This is a genomic window from Ectopseudomonas toyotomiensis (genome assembly GCF_900115695.1).
In the GTDB taxonomy this organism is placed as follows: Bacteria; Pseudomonadota; Gammaproteobacteria; order Pseudomonadales; family Pseudomonadaceae; genus Aquipseudomonas; species Aquipseudomonas toyotomiensis.
Genome location: NZ_FOXK01000002.1, coordinates 596,301 through 614,932, shown reverse-complemented (window position 1 = coordinate 614,932; position 18,632 = coordinate 596,301). Strand labels below are relative to the sequence as shown.

Here is an 18,632-nt window from a genome sequence, read left to right as displayed (position 1 = left end):
GGGTTAAGCTGCTGTCATTCATTCGCCAAGGAGTTCGCCGATGGCCATCGACTGGCTCGATCTCGATACACCACCTGCCCTGCCTGGCCTGTTCCTGCGCGCAGCCCTGCGTCGCAAGGTGACTGGCCGAAAGTTACCCAATATCGGTCTGCGCTGCCGTGTTGAGGTGGAGCCGCAGCACCTGGCGCGCTATCGCCAGGTGTGTACCATCGAAAACAGCCCGTACCTGCCGCCGGTGTATCCGCATGTGCTCGCGTTCGGCCTGCAGATGAAGTTGCTCACCGACCGCCGCTTTCCCTTCCCGCTGCTGGGCCTGGTGCATCTGGAAAATCGTATCCGTGTGCTGCGTCCACTGGGTGGGCTGGGGCCGTTCCAGATCAGCGTGCAGGTCACCGACCTGCAACCGCACGACAAGGGCGCCACCTTCAGCCTGATCACCCGCTTGGAAGATCAGCTCGGCCTGCTTTGGGAAGGTGACAGCCGCATTCTCTGCCGCGCCCTGCGTCTCGAAGGGCAGGCGCCACTGCGCGCCGAACGGCCGCCGCTGGAACTGACACCACTGGCTGACTGGGACGCACCCGCCGATACCGGCCGGCGCTACGCGCGTGTGGCCGGCGACTACAACCCGATCCACCTGTACACCGCAACGGCGCGCCTGTTCGGCTTCCCGCGCGCCATCGCCCATGGCCTGTGGAACAAGGCGCGCAGCCTGGCGGCCCTGCATGCCCACCTGCCACAGGCCGGCTACATGGTCGAGGTGCGTTTCCAGAAGCCGGTGCTGCTGCCCACCCACGTGGCCCTGCAAGCCAGCGAGCCTGGCCCGAGCGGCCAGTTTCGCCTGATCGGCGAGAACGACACGCCGCATATGGCCGGTAGCTGGCAGCCGCTGGAAAGCTGATCTCCACTTCCTGTAGGAGCGGCTGGGCGGCATTCCGCTTCAGCCGCGAAATGGATCGCGGCTGAAGCCGATCCTACAAGTGGATAAAAGCACTCGGTAACTTGCAGCGCGCCCCGTTCGGGCCGAAGCTATGCGGCTCGAACGGAGCCGTACCATGAACCTTGCCGAACTCACCGCCCGCATGCACGCCATTCGCGATCACAACGACTGGCGCCGTTACCAGAGCCCGAAGAACCTGGCCATGGCCGCCAGCGTAGAGATGGCCGAGCTGGTGGAAATCTTCCAGTGGCTGAGCGAGGAGCAGTCGCGCCAGTTGCCTGCCGAACAGCTCGCCCATGCCGGCCAGGAAGTGGCTGACGTGGTGCTCTATCTACTGCAGCTGTGCAGTGAACTGGGTATCGACATGAATCAGGCGGTGCTCGACAAGCTCGCCGACAACGAACGGCGCTTCCTCAAATGAGCGACCGCCACTTCGACGAACTCGCGACCCGCTTCGCCGAGAAGATCTACGGCGGCGCCAAGGGTGCCATCCGCCTCGCCGTGCTGCAGGCCGATTTGGCCGAGGCGCTGCCGGATCGCCCGCTACGCGTATTGGACGTAGGTGCCGGCCTGGGTCATATGAGCCTGTGGCTGGCCCAGCGTGGTCACCAGATTACCCTGGCCGAGCCTGCCGAACCCATGCTCGAAGGTGCGCGCCAGCGTTTTGCAGAAGCAGGCCAGAACGCCACGTTCATCCAGGCGCCCTGGCAGGAACTGCTCGGCCAACTGCAAGAGCCCTTCGATCTGGTGCTGTGCCACGCCGTACTGGAGTGGCTGGCCGAGCCGGCAGCCATCCTGCCGGTGCTGCACCAACTGACGGCCAAAGATGGCTGGCTGTCGCTGGCCTTCTACAACAAGGACGCGCTGATCTACCGCAACCTGCTCAAGGGCCATTTTCGCAAGCTGCGCAAGGAACACTTCGCCGGCGAGAAACAGAGCCTGACCCCACAGCGACCGGTCGACCCACGCGAACTGGCCACGCAACTCGCGGCCTACTGGCAGGTCGAAAGCCGTAGCGGCGTACGCGTATTCCACGATTACATGCCGCCGCAATTTCAGGCCAAGGCCGAACTGATCGACCTGCTGGAAATGGAACTGGCGCACCGCCGCCACCCCAGCTTCGCCGGCCTGGGTCGCTACCTGCACTGGATCTGCCGACCACGCTGAGCGCGTTGGACGAAGCCGGCAGTCCGGCGTAGCCTGAAGCCATCGGGGATGTCGCGCGCGACTACGGAGACAACCATGCGCACCGCCATAGCCATATTCATCCTGCCGCTGCTGGCCGCCTGCCAGAGCCAGAACCCGTACCAGGCCGAATCACTGCCGATGCCACCAGCACCGCCTGGCGCGGCGACGACCTTCGACCGCAGCGCCTATCCAGCGGCACCGCGCGACTACGGCCGCTACCGCAGCTGGAGTTGGCTGGATGGCCGTGCGCCAGGCGGTGATCAACTGGCCGACAGCGTCAGCGCCGGCCTCGACCAGTACGGCCTACGTCCGGCACTCAATGGTCCCGGCGACGTGCTGGTCAACGCCCGTATCAGCCAGGAAATCCGCCTGCGCCAATATCAGGACAACGTCGGTGGCTACTACGGCACCGGCAGCCACTGGGACCGCCGCTACGGCGCCTACGGTAGTGTCCCTATCATGCGCACCTACGAACAGAAAGTAGCGGTAGTGCGCATCGAACTGATCGACCCACGCGACCGCCAGGTGGTCTGGTCAGGCAGCGGCGAAGCCGTGGCCGGCAAGGACCGGGCGGCGCAGGCCGACGCCATGCGCGCGGCCATCCGCAGCGCGCTGGACGGCTATCCCCCCTATTGATCGACTGCCCCGGAGAGCATCATGCGTAACCTGTCCTACCTGATCCTGGCCCTGCTGCTGAGTGGCTGCGCCAGCGTCAGCCTGGAGCGCGACTTCGACCCCAGCCGCGACTTCGGCGCCTACCGCAGCTGGAGCTGGATGGACGACAAGCTCGCCTACCAACCCAATGATGCGCGCCTGAAGAGCGATATCACCGAGGCGCGCATCAGCCAGGCCGTCGCCGAACAACTCGACCAACGCGGCCTGCGCCAGGCAGCCGACGGCAACGGTGACCTGAAAGTCCAGAGCGTACTGATCGTCGACGAGCGCCAGGATCAGATCACCACCCAGTACGGCGGTGGCTGGGGCGGCTATTGGGGTGGCTATTGGGGCGGCCCGGCTTTCACCGAAACGCGCCGCGTGGACTACAAGGTCGCGACCCTGCAGATCGACCTGTACGACGCCAAAGACGGCAAACTGGTCTGGCGCGGCAGCGGTGAGCAGGTCATGCGCAGCCAACCACCGACGCCGGCCGAACGCGAACGAGCGATCCGCGAAACCGTTACCCAGGTGCTCTCGCAATATCCACCGCGCTGAACAAGGACCACCCGGCTTGAACGCACACCTGCAACACCGCCCGGCCACGGCCACCGACCTGGGCGACGTGGTCGGCTTCCCGCAGAACATCGATGAACTGTTCTTCTGCTACCCCAAGGCCATCTGGCCGCTCAACGTCGGCCAGCTCGCCGCCGCCATCGCTGAACGGCGCGAAAGCACCGTGGTGGAACTGGATGGGAAAGTCGCCGGTTTCGCCAACTTCTACCAATGGCAACACAGCGAGTTCTGTGCCCTTGGCAACCTGATGGTGGCGCCCTGGGCGCGCAGCCAGGGCGTGGCTCAACACTTGGTGGAAGTGATGGAACAGATCGCCCACGAGCGCTACAAGGCGCCACTGATGAAGGTGTCCTGCTTCAACGCCAACGCTGGCGGCCTGCTGCTCTACACCCGCCTCGGCTACCAGACCGTCGGCATCGTCGAACGCCGAGCCCCGAATGGCAGCCGCGTGGCGCTGGTGCAACTGGAAAAAGCCCTGCCGTAACGCCTCGCCCCATCCTCCCTTCCTCGCTGGAGTTACCCATGAACCACATCAGTGGCTGGCTGCTGGCCCTGCCCTTTCTCGCCGGTGCGGTACTGCCATTGCAGGCCGGTATCAACGGCCAACTCGCCCGCCATCTGTCCAGCGTCTTCGCCGCGGCGCTGATCTCCTTTGCCGTCGGTAGCCTGGCGTTGTTGCTGATGACCCTGAGCCAGCGCGAGATGCCCGGGCTTGGTGCACTCAAGGAGCTGACCTGGTGGCACTGGAGCGGCGGCCTGCTAGGCGCATTCTTCATCGCCACCGCCGCCTTCGCCGGACCACGCGTGGGCGCGCTGCTGTTCATGGTGCTGGTGATCGCCGGGCAACTGGCCATGGCCATCACCCTCGATCATTTCGGCTGGGCAGGCTTTCGTGAAGCGCCGATAACCTTCAGCAAGGTGGCGGGCTTGCTGCTGATCGTTGCCGGCATCTGGCTGATCCGCCGGGGGTGAAAAGTCATTGGCGTTGCAGCCGGTAGAAGAGATTGGGTTCGCTGGCCAGGTAAAGATTTCCCTGTGCATCGAAGGTGACACCTTCGGCCTGCGGCACACTGCCACGCAACCCTGCGAAACCTCGAAGCAGGGAACGGAAGCTGATCAATTGCCCATCTTTGCCCAGTTCAATCAGCAAGCGCGATTCGTCGCTCAGTAACACCAGATGGCCAGTGCGCTCATCGAAATGTACAGACGATAGATCGCTCGCGAATATCCGGTGATCTATCCAGTCCTGGCGATCGATCACTTCAAGGCCGAACTCGCCCTGCAGGCTGCGTTTGAGACCACGAATCTCATAGAGCTTGCGCGGTGAGTGTTCCTTGACGACGAACAGACGGTCGCCAGCCCGGTCGTAGCCGAGCCCTTCAAAGCCCTGGTTGCCACTCAGATCGATGCCAAGGGTCAGTGCGCGATAATCGGCACGCTGCAAGGTACCCTCACGGTGCGGCACAGATACTGCGACCAACGCATGCTTGCGTTCCTCGGCCAGAAGCAACAGGTCATCACCGAGGTAGGTCACACCCTCGACATCTTGAAAGCCATGCAGGGGATAGCGGCCCAAAACCTCGCCATCGACGCTCAGCCTCAGCAATTGCTCCGGGTTGTTGAGCACGGCCCAGATCTGATGGCGGTCGTCGTCATAGCTAAGACCAGAGAAATTATCGGAAACGCCGACGACCGGCTTGGCATCGACCTCGACCCGATACTCCGGTAGCCACAGACTACGTTTAGCCCAGTCATCCTGATGCCAGGACGTCGTGATCCAGAAATAGAGACGGTCGTCCAGGTGCATCGCTTTCATCTGGTAGGCAGCCAGCACGGCCCCCAGCAGCAACGCCCATTTCCATGGACTCAGAACAGGAAGCTTTCCAAGCATCCCCTTGGCTGCGGACATCATCGCGTAGCGCTCGCATGAAGGTGGATGGGGCAGTGTGCGGCGGATTTGTTGCAGTCGTTCGAGACAGCAAAGCCTCGGGTCTGACTGCCTACAGAGCGGTGGGTTCGCTGCGAACGGGCGGCAAAGGTAACAAGGTGTTGAGAACCGAAAGGCACAGGATGCTGGCCAATCGACACCCTTGCTGCAATCAAAAAGCGCTATGCTCACACGAGAGCATTCTGTGATCACAAAAATGACCGACGCCGAAGTACCGCGCCAGCCCAATACCTTCGCCCTGTGGCGTGAAGTGGATGACACTCGCATCCGTACGCGCCTGGGAGGTTTCTTCTACGTCCTCGCCTGGCTGCTGACCTGGGTATTCAGTGCGGCACCGGGCAGCCTGATGGTCAGCGGCGTGCTGGGCTGCACGGTGTTCGTCGTACTCCTGGCTGCGCGCCTGCTGCACCGCCCCGATGGCCTCGACAGCCCTGAACAGTTGCAGTGCTGGCTGGATCGTCACTGGGGTCTGATCCTCCTGACTTCGTTGTGCTGGGGCCAGGCCCATGCGCTGGCGGTGTACAGCGACGCCTACAATGACTCGGAAATGATCGCTACCCTGGCCACGGTAGCCTTCGCCACGGCAATGACCTTCAACTTCGCCATGCGCCGCGGCCGCGCCCTGCTGGCGCTGGCCCTGCTCTACCTGCCGGGCCTGACAGTGATGGCGCTGAATTGGCAGCAGAAGCATGCGATGCTGATCACCCTGACCTTCTACCTCGGCTATCTGATTCTGGTGTTGGGGCGAAATCACCGTGAATACCGCGCCACCCTCGATCTGGAGCTGAAGCTGCTGGAGCAGCAGAGTCAGCTCGATCTGCTCAGCCGCACCGACAGTCTGACCCAGCTGGGCAACCGCTATCAGTTCAACAACCTGTTCCCCAGCCTGGTGGCCAATGCGGTACGCCAGGGCGAGCCGCTGTCACTGGTGCTCATGGATATCGACTTCTTCAAGAAGGTCAACGACGAACACGGCCACGCCGGTGGCGATGCATGCCTGAGCGCCTTCGCCGAACGCATGCGCAAGGTGTTTCGCCGTGATGCCGACGCCCTGCTGCGTCTGGGTGGCGAAGAATTCGGCGTACTGCTGCCGGGCACCACCCTGGCCCAGGCGTGGGATCTGGCCGAGCACTTTCGCCAGGAACTGGAAACAGAAGGCCTGATGCTGGCCGGCCAGCGCCTGGAGCTGACCACCAGTCTGGGCGTCGGCTGTTTCAGCAGCAGTCATGACGGCGACGCCGATGCCTTCTTCAAGCGCGTCGACGGTGCGCTCTATCGCGCCAAACGCGAGGGCCGCAACCGCCTGGTTGCAGCCGATCACTGAGAACGGACCTCAGGACTACAGCCTGAATTTGCCCATCTGCCCGGCCAGATCATCGGCCAGGCGGCTCAGGGTCTGGCAATCCTCACGGCAGACGCGCACCTCACCAGCAGTGGCGTGCGCCAGGTCGGCGATGCCCTGCACGTTGCGGTTGATCTCCTCGGTCACCGAACTCTGTTCTTCGGTCGCCGCAGCCACCTGAGTGTTCATGTCGCTGATGCGCTCGACCTGCTCGGTGATGGCGCCCAGCGACTGCCCGGTGCGCTGACTGGATTCGACGCCGGTACCGGTGGCCGATTGTCCCGCATGCATGGAGCTGACGGCAGTTTCGGCGCCCTGCTTTAGGCGTTGAATCATCTGCTGGATCTCGTCGGTGGAGGCCTGGGTGCGGCTGGCCAGGGTGCGCACCTCGTCTGCCACGACGGCAAAGCCGCGCCCCATCTCCCCGGCGCGCGCGGCTTCGATGGCCGCGTTGAGCGCCAGCAGATTGGTCTGCTCGGAAATACCACGAATCACCGCCAGCACCTGATCGATCGACGCGACCTGCTCGGCCAATTCGGTCACCGCTCCCGCCGCGCTGCCAATATCGGCGGACATGCGCTCGATATGGGCGATGGACTGGCCCACCACCTGACGCGCACTCTGCGCCTCGTCGCGCGCGCTGTGCGAGGACTGCGCGGCGTTGCTGGCGTTGCGCGCGATCTCCTGCACGGTCAGGCCCATTTCGTGCACGGCGGTGGCCACCATGTCGGTCATTTCCTGCTGTTGCACAGCACGCCCTGCAGTGTTCTCCACCACCCGCGCCACCTGGCCGACCGCGGTACGCAGTCGCTCGCTGGTGGCCAGCACATCGCCGATCAGATCGCGCTGACTGGCGAGAAAGCGGTTGAAACCCCGCGCCAGGTCACCCAGCTCATCGGCCCGCGATTCATCCAGGCGCCGCGTCAGGTCGCCACCACCGCCACCGATCTCCACTAGCGCCTGAGTCACCTGACGGATCGGCCGCACCAGGCCGCGAGCCAGTAGCACCACCAGCCCCAGGAACAACAGCGCCACAGCCACACCGATCAGGCTGGTCATCAGTAGCGCCTGCCGTGCCTCGGCGTAGACTTCGACCTCGGGCACTTCGCTGACCAGCAGCCAGTCGATACTGGCGAACTTCTGCGCCACGGCGAGATAGGTCTCGCCATCGCGCTCGAAACGTACCGCCCGGCTATCGCCTGCAAGCACCTGACGGCTGGCATCGGCGCCGAAGAGTTCGGCGAGCTTGCCACTGCCACTCAGCTCCGAACGCGGGTGCACCTTGATGCTGCCCTGGCTGTCGATGAGAAACACCTGGCCGCGCTCGCCGAAGCGGAATTCGCTGATCATCTTCGACATGTCCGCCAGGTTGTAGCCCAGGCCGGAAACACCAAGAGTCTTGCCACCGCGCTTGATGCGCTGGTTGATGAACAGCGTGGGCAGCCGCGTGGTCTTGTCGATATCGATTTCCAGCACCCGATCACGGTCGCTGTCGACCAGGCGATAGAACCACTGGTTTTCGGCCTGACTGCGATCGAGGGTGCGCATCAGCCCTTCACCGGTGGTGTAGTTGCCACTGGCCAGAGCGACGATGGAAGTGGTCATGGCGTTCTGCTGGGCGCGCACGCCCTCCAGATAGCGCGCGAACTCGTCACGCCGGGCCGCGTCCTCGCCAGCGGCCAACCAGTCCTGTACCAGGCTGTTCTCGGCAATCGAGGCGTTGGCGGTAATGGGCGCAGTCAGCACCCGCTCCAGGTCGTTGCGGATCGCCAGCACCCGCGCCGGCAAGGCCTCCTCAATCAGGTAGCGCTCGGTCAGGCGATTGACCACCGCCGAGTAGATGCCGACGACGATTAGAATACTGGCCAACAGGGCAGCGCCCATGCTGAGGATCAACTGCCACTGAATACTGCGTTGCCAGAGGCGCATGGGGGCTACTCCCGGTTATTATTTTGAGTTCGCCGAGCAATTGGATACAAAAATGTACACAAATTGCAAATCGGTTACCGCCAGATTTCATATCGGCGGCTCACGACCAAGCTTTATTCGCTCTAGGCGGCATTATTTGCAGGGATGATCAGGGCTCAGGCCAGAGCGGTCGGCGCTCGCACACCGCCAGCGAGTCGCGTCACGGCCCTACGCTGAATTCCAGACGAGCGGTCTGGCCACCCTCATCGAGCACGCTCAGTTGATGCCTGCCGCTGTCGAAGGCATGGTTGAAGGGCGCATCCAGCGCAGTGTCACCCAGCGGTCGGCCATCGAGGAACCACCAGCGCCGGCCACTTCCCCCTAGCGCCGAAAGGCTGAGCCGCAGTGGCTCGTGATTGCCTTGCGGGCGACGCAGACGATCACCATCGCGCACCCCGACGATGGACAGCGGCGCCACCTGGCTGCTGCGCGGTGGCGGGCAGCTTCGATCGACGCTCGGCAATCGTGCCGTGCGCTGCTCACGGCGTGGCAGCCAGGGTTCCAATGGCGCTGGCCACAAGGCCAGTTCACGCGCCTCGGCGCCGGAACAACCTGGACCAACGCGCCGCCCTTCGGCATTGAGCCAATAGCGCTCGCGCAGGCCGCTACCCAATGGCTGATCGGCTGCCAGCAACGTGGGGGGCGTGGTGCCTTCCAGCGTCCAGGCAAAGCGCAGGCGACGGCAGTTGGGATCGTCCTTGCTCATTGGCTGGCCCAACGGCCAGCAGATGGCGGCCACGCCGACCTCGGCCGGCTGCGGGTCGGCCGGTGCAGCGATGCCGCGTTGGCTGTCGCGATTGACCAGCAGATCATGCACCTGCAGCAGCAGCGGCGCGGCCGAGGCCAGGCCGAACTGGCCGGGCACCGGGGTGCCGTCCGGGCGGCCGATCCAGATACCGATCAGATGGCGCGGGCCGACGCCGATGGCCCAGGCATCGCGAAAGCCGTAGCTGGTGCCGGTTTTCCAGGCCAGGGTCGGGCGCTGCGCCAGCTGTGCGCGTGGGTCACGATCAGGCCGTGCCTGACCGCTGAGAATGCGCCTGATGATCCAGGCTGAGCCGGGCGACAGCAGGCGCCGTTCGCGCAGCTCATCACCCGGCTGCAGGCGAGGCTTGGCCGCCATGCCACCACGCGCGAAGGCGCTGTAGCCAGCCACCAGCGACTCAAGGCGCGAGCCGCCGCCCCCCAGGATCAGCGCCAGGTTCGGCTCGGCCAGCGCCGGCAGGCGAATCGGCACGCCGGCACTGCGCAGCTCGCCGGCGAAGCGCTTCGGCCCATAGGCTTCGAGCAGTTGCACGGCTGGCAGATTAAGCGAGGTGGCCAGTGCCTCGCTGGCCGACACCGGGCCGATGAAGCCGGCGGCGAAGTTGCCGGGGCGGTAGTCGCCGTAATGCCGCGGCACGTCCTGCAGCAGCGACTCGGAGTGAATCAGCCCGGCATCCAGGGCCATGCCGTAGAGAAAGGGCTTGAGCGTCGAACCAGGCGAGCGCAGGGCGCGCACCATGTCGACGTGACCGAAGCGCGCGGTGTCAGCGATATCCACCGAACCCAGGTAGGCGCGCACGGCCATGCTTTCGTGCTCCACCACCAGGATCGCCGCCGAGGTGCGCTCGGGCAGGCGCGCGCGCCAGCCGAGCAGCAGATCCTCCAGGCGCAGCTGCAAACCGGCATCCAGCGTGGTGCGAATCAGCGGCGGACTGCCGGCGCGATTCAACCGCCGCGCCAACAAAGGCGCCAGGCTCGGCTCACGGCGCGGGGCGAGGAATACCGGCTCTTCCAGCGCCTCGTCCACCAGCGTCTGCGGCCATACCTGAAATTCGCCCAGGCGCCGCAGCACCTTGTCACGCGCGGCCTGGGCGCGCTCGGGGTGGCGGTCCGGGCGCAAGCGGCTGGGGGCCTGCGGTAGCACGGCGAGCAGCGCGGCATCGGCGCGAGTCAGTTGGCTCGGCGGCTTGCCCAAGTAACTCCAGCTCGCCGCCGCGACGCCCTCCAGAGTGCCGCCGAAGGGCGCACGATTGAGGTATAGGGTGAGGATTTCGTCCTTGGACAGGTGCCACTCCAGCTGCGCCGTGCGCCAGAGTTGCTTGAGCTTGCCTGGAAGGTCACGGCCATGCGGATCGAGCAGCCGCGCCACCTGCATCGACAGCGTGCTGCCGCCGGACACCACGCGCCCGCCGGTGAGGTTCTGCCAGGCCGCGCGCCCCAATGCCAGTGGATTGATGCCGGGGTGCTGGCGGAACCAACGGTCCTCGTAGGTCAGCAGGGCTTCGAGGTAATAGGGTGAGACTTCTTCGGGCGTCACCGGGTAACGCCATACGCCGTCGTGGTCGGCGAAGCGCCACAGCGGCGTGCCGTCCTCAGCCAGCACGACGCGAGCCAGGTCGTCTTCGGGCAGAGGCAGCGGGAAGAGGCGGTCGGCTAGCCAGAGTAGGGCGAGGGGAAGCAGGAGGATCAGCAGCCAACGCCGCCAGCGTTTGAATGGCATGGTCAGTACAAGCTCCCAGATTCATCCGGGCTACGCAGACTGTAGCCCAAATGAATCCGGGATCGCTTCATCGCCCCCTGACGACCAGACTCTCCGGCGCACTGCCCAGCGCCTGCCAGCTCGGCCGGTACATGGACTCCACCTGAGGTGGCGGCACGCGGTAGCTGCCAGGTGTCACGGCACGGGCCAGATAGAGCAGATGGGTGGTGCCATACTCCTCGACATCCACCGCTGCCACATAGCGGTCGCCGCGATATTCCTGGTGCTTGATCCGCGCGTTCTGCATCGACTGACGCCATTCCTTGACGTTGCTACCAGCGTCATCGAGGCTCGCCGCGCTCTGCGCCAGGTTCTGGTTCTCCAGCTCCAGGCCAGCCGGCAGCAGGTCCACCACCAGCGCGTCCGGTACGCGTTGCTTGGCCCGCACAGCCAGGTGCACCAGTACCAGCTCACCGCTGTCCAGACGCTGTAGATCGAGCGGACGGCCGTCCATGCCAAGGTACTCGCGCTCGATGCTGAGGTTCTCGCCACCGGCGCGCGGCGCCTGAGTCGGGTAACCGGACAGGGTCAGTTGCTGATACAGCTTGGCGCTGCCGGCGTTGCTCACACTAAGCGGTTCGGCCAGTTCGCCACGCTCCAGCTTGATGCCGGGCTGCTGGTTGCTCAGCTCGAACTGGAAGGCGCCGCTGCTAAGCGCAGCGCTCCAAGCCTGTTCCGGCTTGCCGAGAATGCCGCGACCGGCGAGGAACAGCGAATTGCGCTCCTGGGTCGACAGCCAGCGCTGGCCAGCCAGCTCATCGGCCAGGTTGAACAGGCGCTGCTCACGCTGGCCCGCAGCCAGGTCGTGCTCTTCCAGCAGGGCGAGGATCAGCGCCTGGTCGCGCAGCGGACTGCCGTAATCGGCCATCCAACGTTCGCCATCGCGCTGCTGGATCAAGCCCTGATTCAACGCCTGCTCGGCACGCGGCGCATCGCCCATCAGCTTCAGTGCGGCGGCCAGTTGTACCAGCGGCAGGCCGGAGCGCGCCTCGCTGCGCCGGTCGAACAGGCTGCGCAGCGCGCCCAGCGGGGCCTGCTGACTGCGTGCCAGCACGTAGCCCGCGTAAGCCTGCACGGCGAAGCGGGTGTGGGCGAAGTCCTGGCTGTAGCTGGCCTCGATCAGGCTGCTCTGCTGCAGGTAGCGCAGCAGGCGATCACTGGCCTTCTTCAGCGCCTCGGCCGGTACGCCGAAGCCCTGCTCGCGAGCGCGCAGGAGGAAGTCGGTGACATAGGCGGTCAGCCAGTATTCCTCTTCGCTCTCGGCGCTCCACAGGCCGAAGCCACCGTTGTGTCGTTGCATGCCAAGCAGACGCTCGATACCCAGCTCGATGCTCTTGCGGCGTTGCTCGTCCGGCTCACCCTCGAGGCCAAGGCGCTTGAGACTCGCGGCGTCGGCGTAGAGCGACGGGTACAGGCCGCTGGTGGTCTGCTCCAGACAACCGTAGGGGTAGGCCTTGAGCGCACGAATCTGCTCACCGAGGTTCAGCGGCGGCCGGCTCGACAGGGCCAACACGGCCTCCAGCCCGGCAGGCTCGAACTGGTTGAGGGTGCCAGCCGGCATGCTCCAGGGCTCGCCCTCTCCCAGGACGGCGCGGAAGTGTTGCAGTTGCGCCGGGTAAGCCGGGCGAATACCCAGCGTCCATTCGCGGCTGAAGTCGCCCAGCGCCTCGTTCGGCAGTGCCAGGCCCTGCACCTCGACATGGATACGGCCCTGGCCCAGGCCGCCTTCGGCGCGCACCGGAATGCGCAAGGTGGTACGTTGGCCATCCTTCAGGCTGATCGGCGAGTCCCCCTTGCCGAGCAGACGCAGCTGACCTTCGACGCCCAGTTGCACGTCGAGTTGCTGCTCGGCACCGGACAGGTTGGTCAGGTCCAGCGCCAGGGTGGTTTCATCACCACCGGCGAGGAAGCGCGGCATCGACAGTTCGGCAATCAGCGGCGCTGCGACCACCGTCTTGGCTTCGGCCATGCCGAAGCGCTCGTCGGTCCAGGCCTGCGCCATCAGACGCAGCTCGCCATTGAAGTCGGGGATATCAAGGCTGACTTCGCCTTCACCCTTGTCGTCGAGCTTCAGTGCATCGCTCTGCAGCGCGACGATCAGCACGCTGGTATCCGGGCGCTTGCCACCCGCGGCGAGGCCGGCGTCACCGCCGAAGGCCAGGCTGGCAACACGCCCCTGCGCTTCGATCAGCTGACCGTAGATATCCAGCTGGTCAGCGCCATAGGCCTTGCGCCCGAAGAAGTTGGCGAAAGGATCGGGCGTGGCGTAGCTGGTGATGTTGAGGATGCCCACGTCCACCGCGGCGACCAGCACATGCACCTTGTCGGGGATGCTGCCGTCGGCGTTGCGCGCACTGACCTTGACCTTCAGCGGCTGCTTCGGACGCATTTTTTCCGGCGCTTCCAGGCTCAGCGCCAGCTTGCGCGGAGCGCGCTCCAGTGGCAGGTGCAGCAGGCCGACGGCGCGCTTCGGCGTGACCTGCGCCTTGCGCTCGCCAGGGCGAATCACCAGAGCACTAAGGTAGAGGTCGTGACGCGCCCATTTTTCGTCGATGGTCAGTTCGAAGGTCTGGCCTTCAGCCGGCACGCTGATTCCCTGCCACCACAGCGGACCGTCGCTGGACTCGACCAGCAGGTAGCCGTTGCCGGCAGCCGGCGGGGTGACGGTGATCTTGGCCACGTCGCCCGCGGCGTAGGCAGGCTTGTCCAGCGCCAGCTTGACCTGGTCCGGGCGCACCGCGCCGCCGTCGGCGTTGTCCTGCCAGCGGTAGCCGGCCCAGAAGCGCAGGCTGCTGACCAGACCGGTCTGGCTGTCCACCACCTCGACCCGGTACGGGCCCCACTCCACCGGGAAGCTGACCTTGGCGGTACCGCCCGCGTTAATCTTCAACGGCTCATCGCTGAGGGTGAGGAATTTCTCGTTGTAGTTATGACGCCAGCCTTCACCGTCGGAGAAGCTCCAGAAGTAGTCGCGGCGTTCGCGCACCAGGCGCACGTTGAGGTTGTCGGCCGCCAGCTTGTTGCCGGCGGCGTCGGCCACCAGTATTTCGAACTCGGCCAGGCTATCGGCGTCGACTTCCTCGCCGTCGAATAGGCCGCGCAGCCCCGGCAAACGCTCGGCGGGCCATACAGGCTGAATGATGCGGCGGGTAATCGGACGGCCGCCGGACTCCTGCAGGCTGGCCTGGAGGATCAAACGCAGCGGCGATTTGGCATCACCCCAGCGGTTTTCCGGACGCAGTACGGCGCGGCCCTGGTCGTCGAGATTGACCTCGTCGAGTTCCTGATCCTGGCTTAGATCGGCCTCGGTGATGTCGCCGAACTGGTAACCCGGCAGGCTCGCCACCGCTTCACGCAGTGGACGCACATAGAGCTGGCCGGTCAGACGATTGCCAGCGGCCGGCGCACCATAGAGGTAGCGTCCGGTCACCGCGAACTCGGCGCTGTCGCCCGGCGCGTAGGGCTGGTCCTGGCCCTTGAGCTCCAGGGCCATGCGCTCGGGCAGGAAGTCCTCGACGAGGAATTCGTAGAGCTGCGGGTTGCCGTCGCCGAGGTCGAGCAGCAGTTGCCAGCGGCCGGTCGGGGCCTCTTCGGCGAGCGGCAGTTGGTACTGATAGAGACCATCATCGCCGGCATTCCAGACGAACTTGCGGCTTATCTGCTCGTCCGGACGGCGCACCTCGACGCTGACCGGCTGGGCCTTGACTGGGCTGCCGTCGGCATCGCGCAGCAAGCCGTTGAGCAATACGGTCTCGCCGGGGCGATACAGATCGCGCGGACCGAACACGAAGAACTGCAGGGCGTGCGCTTTCGGGCCGGTGATGTCGAACTCGGCCAGGTCCAGCGCCGGGCTGTTCAGGCGCAGCAGGCTGGTCTGCTCATCCTGCTTGGCCAGTAGCACCTGGGCCTTGGCTGGTAGCGGTAGTTGCGCATGGCCGGCCGAATCGGTCTTGCCTTCGGCCAGCAGCGCGCCATCGCCATCAAGCAGCTCGAGCTGCACACCGGACTGCGCCTTGCCGCCCTCCAGCGCCTGGGTGAAGACGTCGAGACGGTCGCGATAGCGATGCGCGGACAGGCCAATATCGCTCAGGGAAAACAGCGTCGCCGGCTGCGAATAGCTGTAGCTGCCGGCTTCGCGCATTACCGCCAGGTAAACGCCCGGCTGCTTGAACGGCTCCAGGCCGGCGATAGGCAGCAGCAGGGTTTCACGGGTGTTGCGCGCCGGGTTCAGGTCGAAACGCCCGCCATAGACCAGATCGGCCATCGGCAGCAGTTCGCGGGCTTCCCAGGTATCCAGGTTGCTGGCCCGGCCCCAGCGCGACAGAAAGCGCGGCAGCGCCTCGGGCTTGATGCGGAAAAACTCGACGTTGACCTTGTCGACGTTCAGCGCGATCACTGGCAGGCCTTCGGCCAGGCGGGTCGGCAGCAGTGAACCCCGGCTGGCGAAACCGACGCTGGCCTGCAGGTCGCGGGTTTCGAAACGGCTGACATGCTCTTTGGCGAGTTTGCCGCCATTGATCGACTTCAGGCCAGCATCGATGGTCAGCACCAGTTTGCGCTGCGGCTCCAGGTGGCGCAGGCGCAACTCGCTGAGGTTGTCGGTCAGCTCCCAGGCGCCGTCGACCTTGCCGGCAGTGCTGTCGACCAGGTGCAGGCGCTCGGCGAAGGGCTGGTCGGGGTCCAACGGAATAGAGAAAGTCACCGACAGCGCACTGGCACCGTCGAGCTGCACCTCGGAAACGTCGACCACCTCCAGCTCGCGCCCGGCGTAGCGCTTGGCCAGCGCGTCGCGGTCGACCGCTGGCTTGGGCGCCTGTGGCTGTTGCGCAGCAGGGGCAGCGGGGGTCACCGTGGCAGGGGGTTCAGAAGAATCACAGGCGCTGAGCAGGGTCAGCACCAAGGCCAGAAGCAGTCCTTTGTTCGGCATTGCGGGCTCCGGAATCAGGGGGCGCAGAGACCGACAACTATAGCCGAGGCGCCCTGCCGACGACGAGCCGTGCAGAAGAATTCGCCAAGCCACTCACAGTCCTGAGGCGACGTGCGACCACCCCGGCGCTGTGCCTATAATCGGCGCTTTGCCGGAGCCGCCCATGTCCGCCCTGCTCGATGCCTGGCGCCACACCCCGACCCAGCGCAAGGTCTGGGCACTGGCGGCGCCGATGATTCTCTCCAACCTCTCGGTGCCGCTGGTGGCGCTGGTCGACACCGCCGTGGTCGGCCACTTGCCGCATGCCCACCAGTTGGCTGCCGTGGCGGTGGGCGGCAGCCTCTACACCCTGCTGACCTGGGCCATGGGCTTTCTGCGCATGGGCAGCACCGGTTTCGCCGCCCAGGCTGCAGGCCGCGAGGATGGCAGCGCCCTGCGTCAGGTACTGGTGCAGGGGCTTGGCCTGGGTGTACTGCTGGCCTTGCTCTTGGGCCTGCTGGCGTTGCCGTTCAGTAACGCCGCGCTGAGCCTGATGCAACCCTCGGCCGAACTGGATCAACTGGCGCGCCAGTATTTCCATATCCGTCTGCTCGGCCTGCCCGCCAGCCTGGCGACCTACGCCCTGATCGGCTGGCTGCTGGGCACGCAGAGCGCCCGTGGTCCTCTGGCCATTCTGCTGACGGCCAACCTGATCAACGTGGCGCTCGACCTGCTGTTCGTGCTCGGGCTCGAATGGGGTGTGGCCGGTACGGCCTGGGCCTCGGTGATCGCCGAGTGGAGTGGCGCCCTGCTCGGCCTGTGGCTGGCCCGCGGTGCGCTCGCACACTTTCCCGGCCACCTCGACAGTAGCGCGCTGAAACGCTGGAGCAACTGGCGTCCGTTGCTGGCGGTCAACCGCGATATCTTCATCCGCACCCTGGCGCTGCAGTTGGTGTTCTTCCTGATCACCGTGAAAGGCACGCGCCTCGGCGATGCCACGGTGGCGGCCAACGCGCTGCTGCTCAATGGCCTGACGCTGACCGCTTACGCCCTCGACGGTCTGGCACATGCCGTCGAGGCCCTATGCGGCCATGCGCTGGGCGCGCGTGATCGCGCTGCGCTGCGCCGTTCGCTGCTGGTAGCCGGTACCTGGTCGCTGCTGGCTAGCGCCGGCTTCGCGCTGTTCTTCCTGTTCGGCGGGCACTGGTTCGTCGGCATGCTCACCAACATCGCCGAGGTCCGCGAGCTGGCCCTGAACTTCCTGCCCTACCTGGCGCTGTTGCCGCTGCTGGCGGTGTGGAGCTACCTGCTCGACGGTCTGTTCATCGGTGCCACCCGCGCCCGGGAAATGCGCGACGCCATGCTCATTGCCCTGGCGTTGGCCCTGCCGCTGGCCTGGGGGCTGCAAGGCCTGGGCAATCACGGGCTGTGGTTGGCATTTCTGAGTTTCATGGGGCTGCGCAGCCTGGTATTGGCTGGCTATGCTTGGAAGTTGAGCCGTCGCGACCAGTGGTTCCCTTCCCCGGCATTAGGAGAGATCGCTCATGCTCAACGTCCCGCTGCCCGCCAATGAAGCCGAACGCCAGCAGGCCCTTGATCGCCTGGAACTGCTCGACACACCTGCCGACCCTTACCTCGATACCCTGACGCGCCTGGCGCACGACCTGTTCCAGGTAAAAACCGCACTGGTGACGCTGGTCGACCGAGATCGCCAGTGGTTCAAGAGCCGCCAGGGGCTGGATGTAGCAGAGACGCCGCGCAGTCTGTCCTACTGTTCTCATGCGGTATTGCGCGACGAACCGCTGATAGTCGAGGACAGCCAGGTGGACGAGCGCTTTGCTGGTACCGAACTGGCCCGCGGCACGCCGGATGTGCGCTTCTATGCCGGCTGGCCGCTGCACGACGCCGATGGCCTGCCGCTGGGGACGCTGTGCCTGGCCGACCCGAAACCTCGCCTGTTCGGCAGTCAGGAGAGATGCCAGTTGCGCGACCTGGCCTACCTGACCGAAAACTATCTGCACCTGCAGCACTGCTCGCAACAGGCCAACGACCTGCGCGACGCCCTTAGCCGCGAGCAGCGCAAGGGCATGCTCGACCCGCTTACCCAGTTGTGGAATCGCGCCGGGCTGCTGCACTTTCTGCCGCTGGAGCAGGCCACTGCCGAACGCAGCCAGCTGCGCCTGGGCGTTATCTATTGCGACCTGGACCACTTCAAGCAGGTCAACGACAGGCATGGCCACGATGGCGGCGACCACGTGCTGTGGGAAAGCGCGCGACGCATGAGTAGTGCCGTGCGCCCGCAGGATGTGGTGACCCGCAATGGCGGCGAGGAGTTCGTCATCCTCACCCAGGTGCACGATGACCAGGAACTGCTGCAGATCGCCGAGCGCATCCGTCTGGCCATCGCCAGCCAGCCGATGCAACTGGAGCACGCCCAACTGCAGCAGACCATCAGCCTGGGCTGCACGCTGCTTGGCCCCGGCGAGAGCAGCGTGGATGCGCTCAAACGCGCCGACCAGGCGCTCTACCGGGCCAAACATGGCGGCCGCAACCGCAGTGAAATCGCCCCAAGTTCCCACTGAAAGGAAG

The 18,632-nt window shown here is 65.3% G+C and carries 14 protein-coding genes; 10 read left to right on the top strand and 4 right to left on the bottom strand.

The window, feature by feature from the left end:
- Window positions 1-40 precede the first annotated feature (40 nt).
- The 7 genes from BM186_RS06055 to BM186_RS06025 all read left to right on the top strand — a co-directional run bounded on the left by BM186_RS06055 (window position 41) and on the right by BM186_RS06025 (window position 4,327).
- Window positions 41-898: a MaoC family dehydratase gene (locus tag BM186_RS06055; RefSeq protein WP_074913893.1), complete on the top strand. Its 858-nt coding sequence runs from the start codon at window positions 41-43 to the stop codon at window positions 896-898.
- A 154-nt stretch (window positions 899-1,052) separates the two neighbouring features.
- The gene (locus tag BM186_RS06050) at window positions 1,053-1,358 is read left to right on the top strand and encodes a nucleotide pyrophosphohydrolase (RefSeq protein WP_072423175.1); all 306 of its coding nucleotides are present in this window, start codon (window positions 1,053-1,055) and stop codon (window positions 1,356-1,358) included.
- Window positions 1,355-2,104, top strand: coding sequence for a methyltransferase domain-containing protein (locus BM186_RS06045; protein ID WP_072423176.1), 750 nt, complete (start codon window positions 1,355-1,357; stop codon window positions 2,102-2,104). The genes BM186_RS06050 and BM186_RS06045 overlap by 4 nt, the downstream gene beginning before the upstream one ends.
- Before the next feature lie 75 nt (window positions 2,105-2,179).
- A complete protein-coding gene (locus BM186_RS06040) occupies window positions 2,180-2,761 on the top strand; it encodes a DUF4136 domain-containing protein (RefSeq protein ID WP_074913891.1) in 582 nt (193 codons plus the stop codon).
- Between the two features lie 18 nt (window positions 2,762-2,779).
- Window positions 2,780-3,337: a DUF4136 domain-containing protein gene (locus tag BM186_RS06035; RefSeq protein WP_238597256.1), complete on the top strand. Its 558-nt coding sequence runs from the start codon at window positions 2,780-2,782 to the stop codon at window positions 3,335-3,337.
- Between the two features lie 16 nt (window positions 3,338-3,353).
- The gene (locus BM186_RS06030) at window positions 3,354-3,839 is read left to right on the top strand and encodes a GNAT family N-acetyltransferase (RefSeq protein ID WP_074913887.1); all 486 of its coding nucleotides are present in this window, start codon (window positions 3,354-3,356) and stop codon (window positions 3,837-3,839) included.
- Window positions 3,840-3,877: 38 nt separating this feature from the next.
- Window positions 3,878-4,327 (top strand): DMT family transporter, encoded by a 450-nt coding sequence (locus BM186_RS06025; RefSeq protein ID WP_072423182.1) that lies wholly within the window; start codon window positions 3,878-3,880, stop codon window positions 4,325-4,327.
- A 4-nt stretch (window positions 4,328-4,331) separates the two neighbouring features.
- Here the strand turns inward: BM186_RS06025 and BM186_RS06020 are convergent, their stop codons facing one another.
- Window positions 4,332-5,267: an SdiA-regulated domain-containing protein gene (locus BM186_RS06020; RefSeq protein ID WP_072423183.1), complete on the bottom strand. Its 936-nt coding sequence runs from the start codon at window positions 5,265-5,267 to the stop codon at window positions 4,332-4,334.
- Between the two features lie 232 nt (window positions 5,268-5,499).
- On the opposite strand from BM186_RS06020, the gene BM186_RS06015 reads away from it, so the two are divergent.
- Window positions 5,500-6,627 (top strand): GGDEF domain-containing protein, encoded by a 1,128-nt coding sequence (locus BM186_RS06015; RefSeq protein ID WP_074913885.1) that lies wholly within the window; start codon window positions 5,500-5,502, stop codon window positions 6,625-6,627.
- 15 nt (window positions 6,628-6,642) lie between these two features.
- Here the strand turns inward: BM186_RS06015 and BM186_RS06010 are convergent, their stop codons facing one another.
- From BM186_RS06010 to BM186_RS06000, 3 genes are all read right to left on the bottom strand, one after another.
- Window positions 6,643-8,574 (bottom strand): methyl-accepting chemotaxis protein, encoded by a 1,932-nt coding sequence (locus tag BM186_RS06010; protein ID WP_074913881.1) that lies wholly within the window; start codon window positions 8,572-8,574, stop codon window positions 6,643-6,645.
- Between the two features lie 199 nt (window positions 8,575-8,773).
- Window positions 8,774-11,098 carry a peptidoglycan glycosyltransferase PbpC gene (pbpC, locus tag BM186_RS06005; RefSeq protein WP_074913879.1) on the bottom strand — a complete coding sequence of 775 codons (2,325 nt, stop codon included), beginning with the start codon at window positions 11,096-11,098 and terminating at the stop codon, window positions 8,774-8,776.
- A 67-nt stretch (window positions 11,099-11,165) separates the two neighbouring features.
- Window positions 11,166-16,064: an alpha-2-macroglobulin family protein gene (locus BM186_RS06000; RefSeq protein ID WP_074913878.1), complete on the bottom strand. Its 4,899-nt coding sequence runs from the start codon at window positions 16,062-16,064 to the stop codon at window positions 11,166-11,168.
- A gap of 163 nt (window positions 16,065-16,227) precedes the next feature.
- On the opposite strand from BM186_RS06000, the gene BM186_RS05995 reads away from it, so the two are divergent.
- Both BM186_RS05995 and BM186_RS05990 read left to right on the top strand, forming a co-directional pair.
- Entirely contained in the window at window positions 16,228-17,616 is a 1,389-nt protein-coding gene (locus BM186_RS05995; protein WP_074913874.1) for an MATE family efflux transporter, read from the top strand.
- Window positions 17,588-18,625, top strand: coding sequence for a GGDEF domain-containing protein (locus tag BM186_RS05990; protein ID WP_074913872.1), 1,038 nt, complete (start codon window positions 17,588-17,590; stop codon window positions 18,623-18,625). The genes BM186_RS05995 and BM186_RS05990 overlap by 29 nt, the downstream gene beginning before the upstream one ends.
- Window positions 18,626-18,632: the final 7 nt, after the last annotated feature.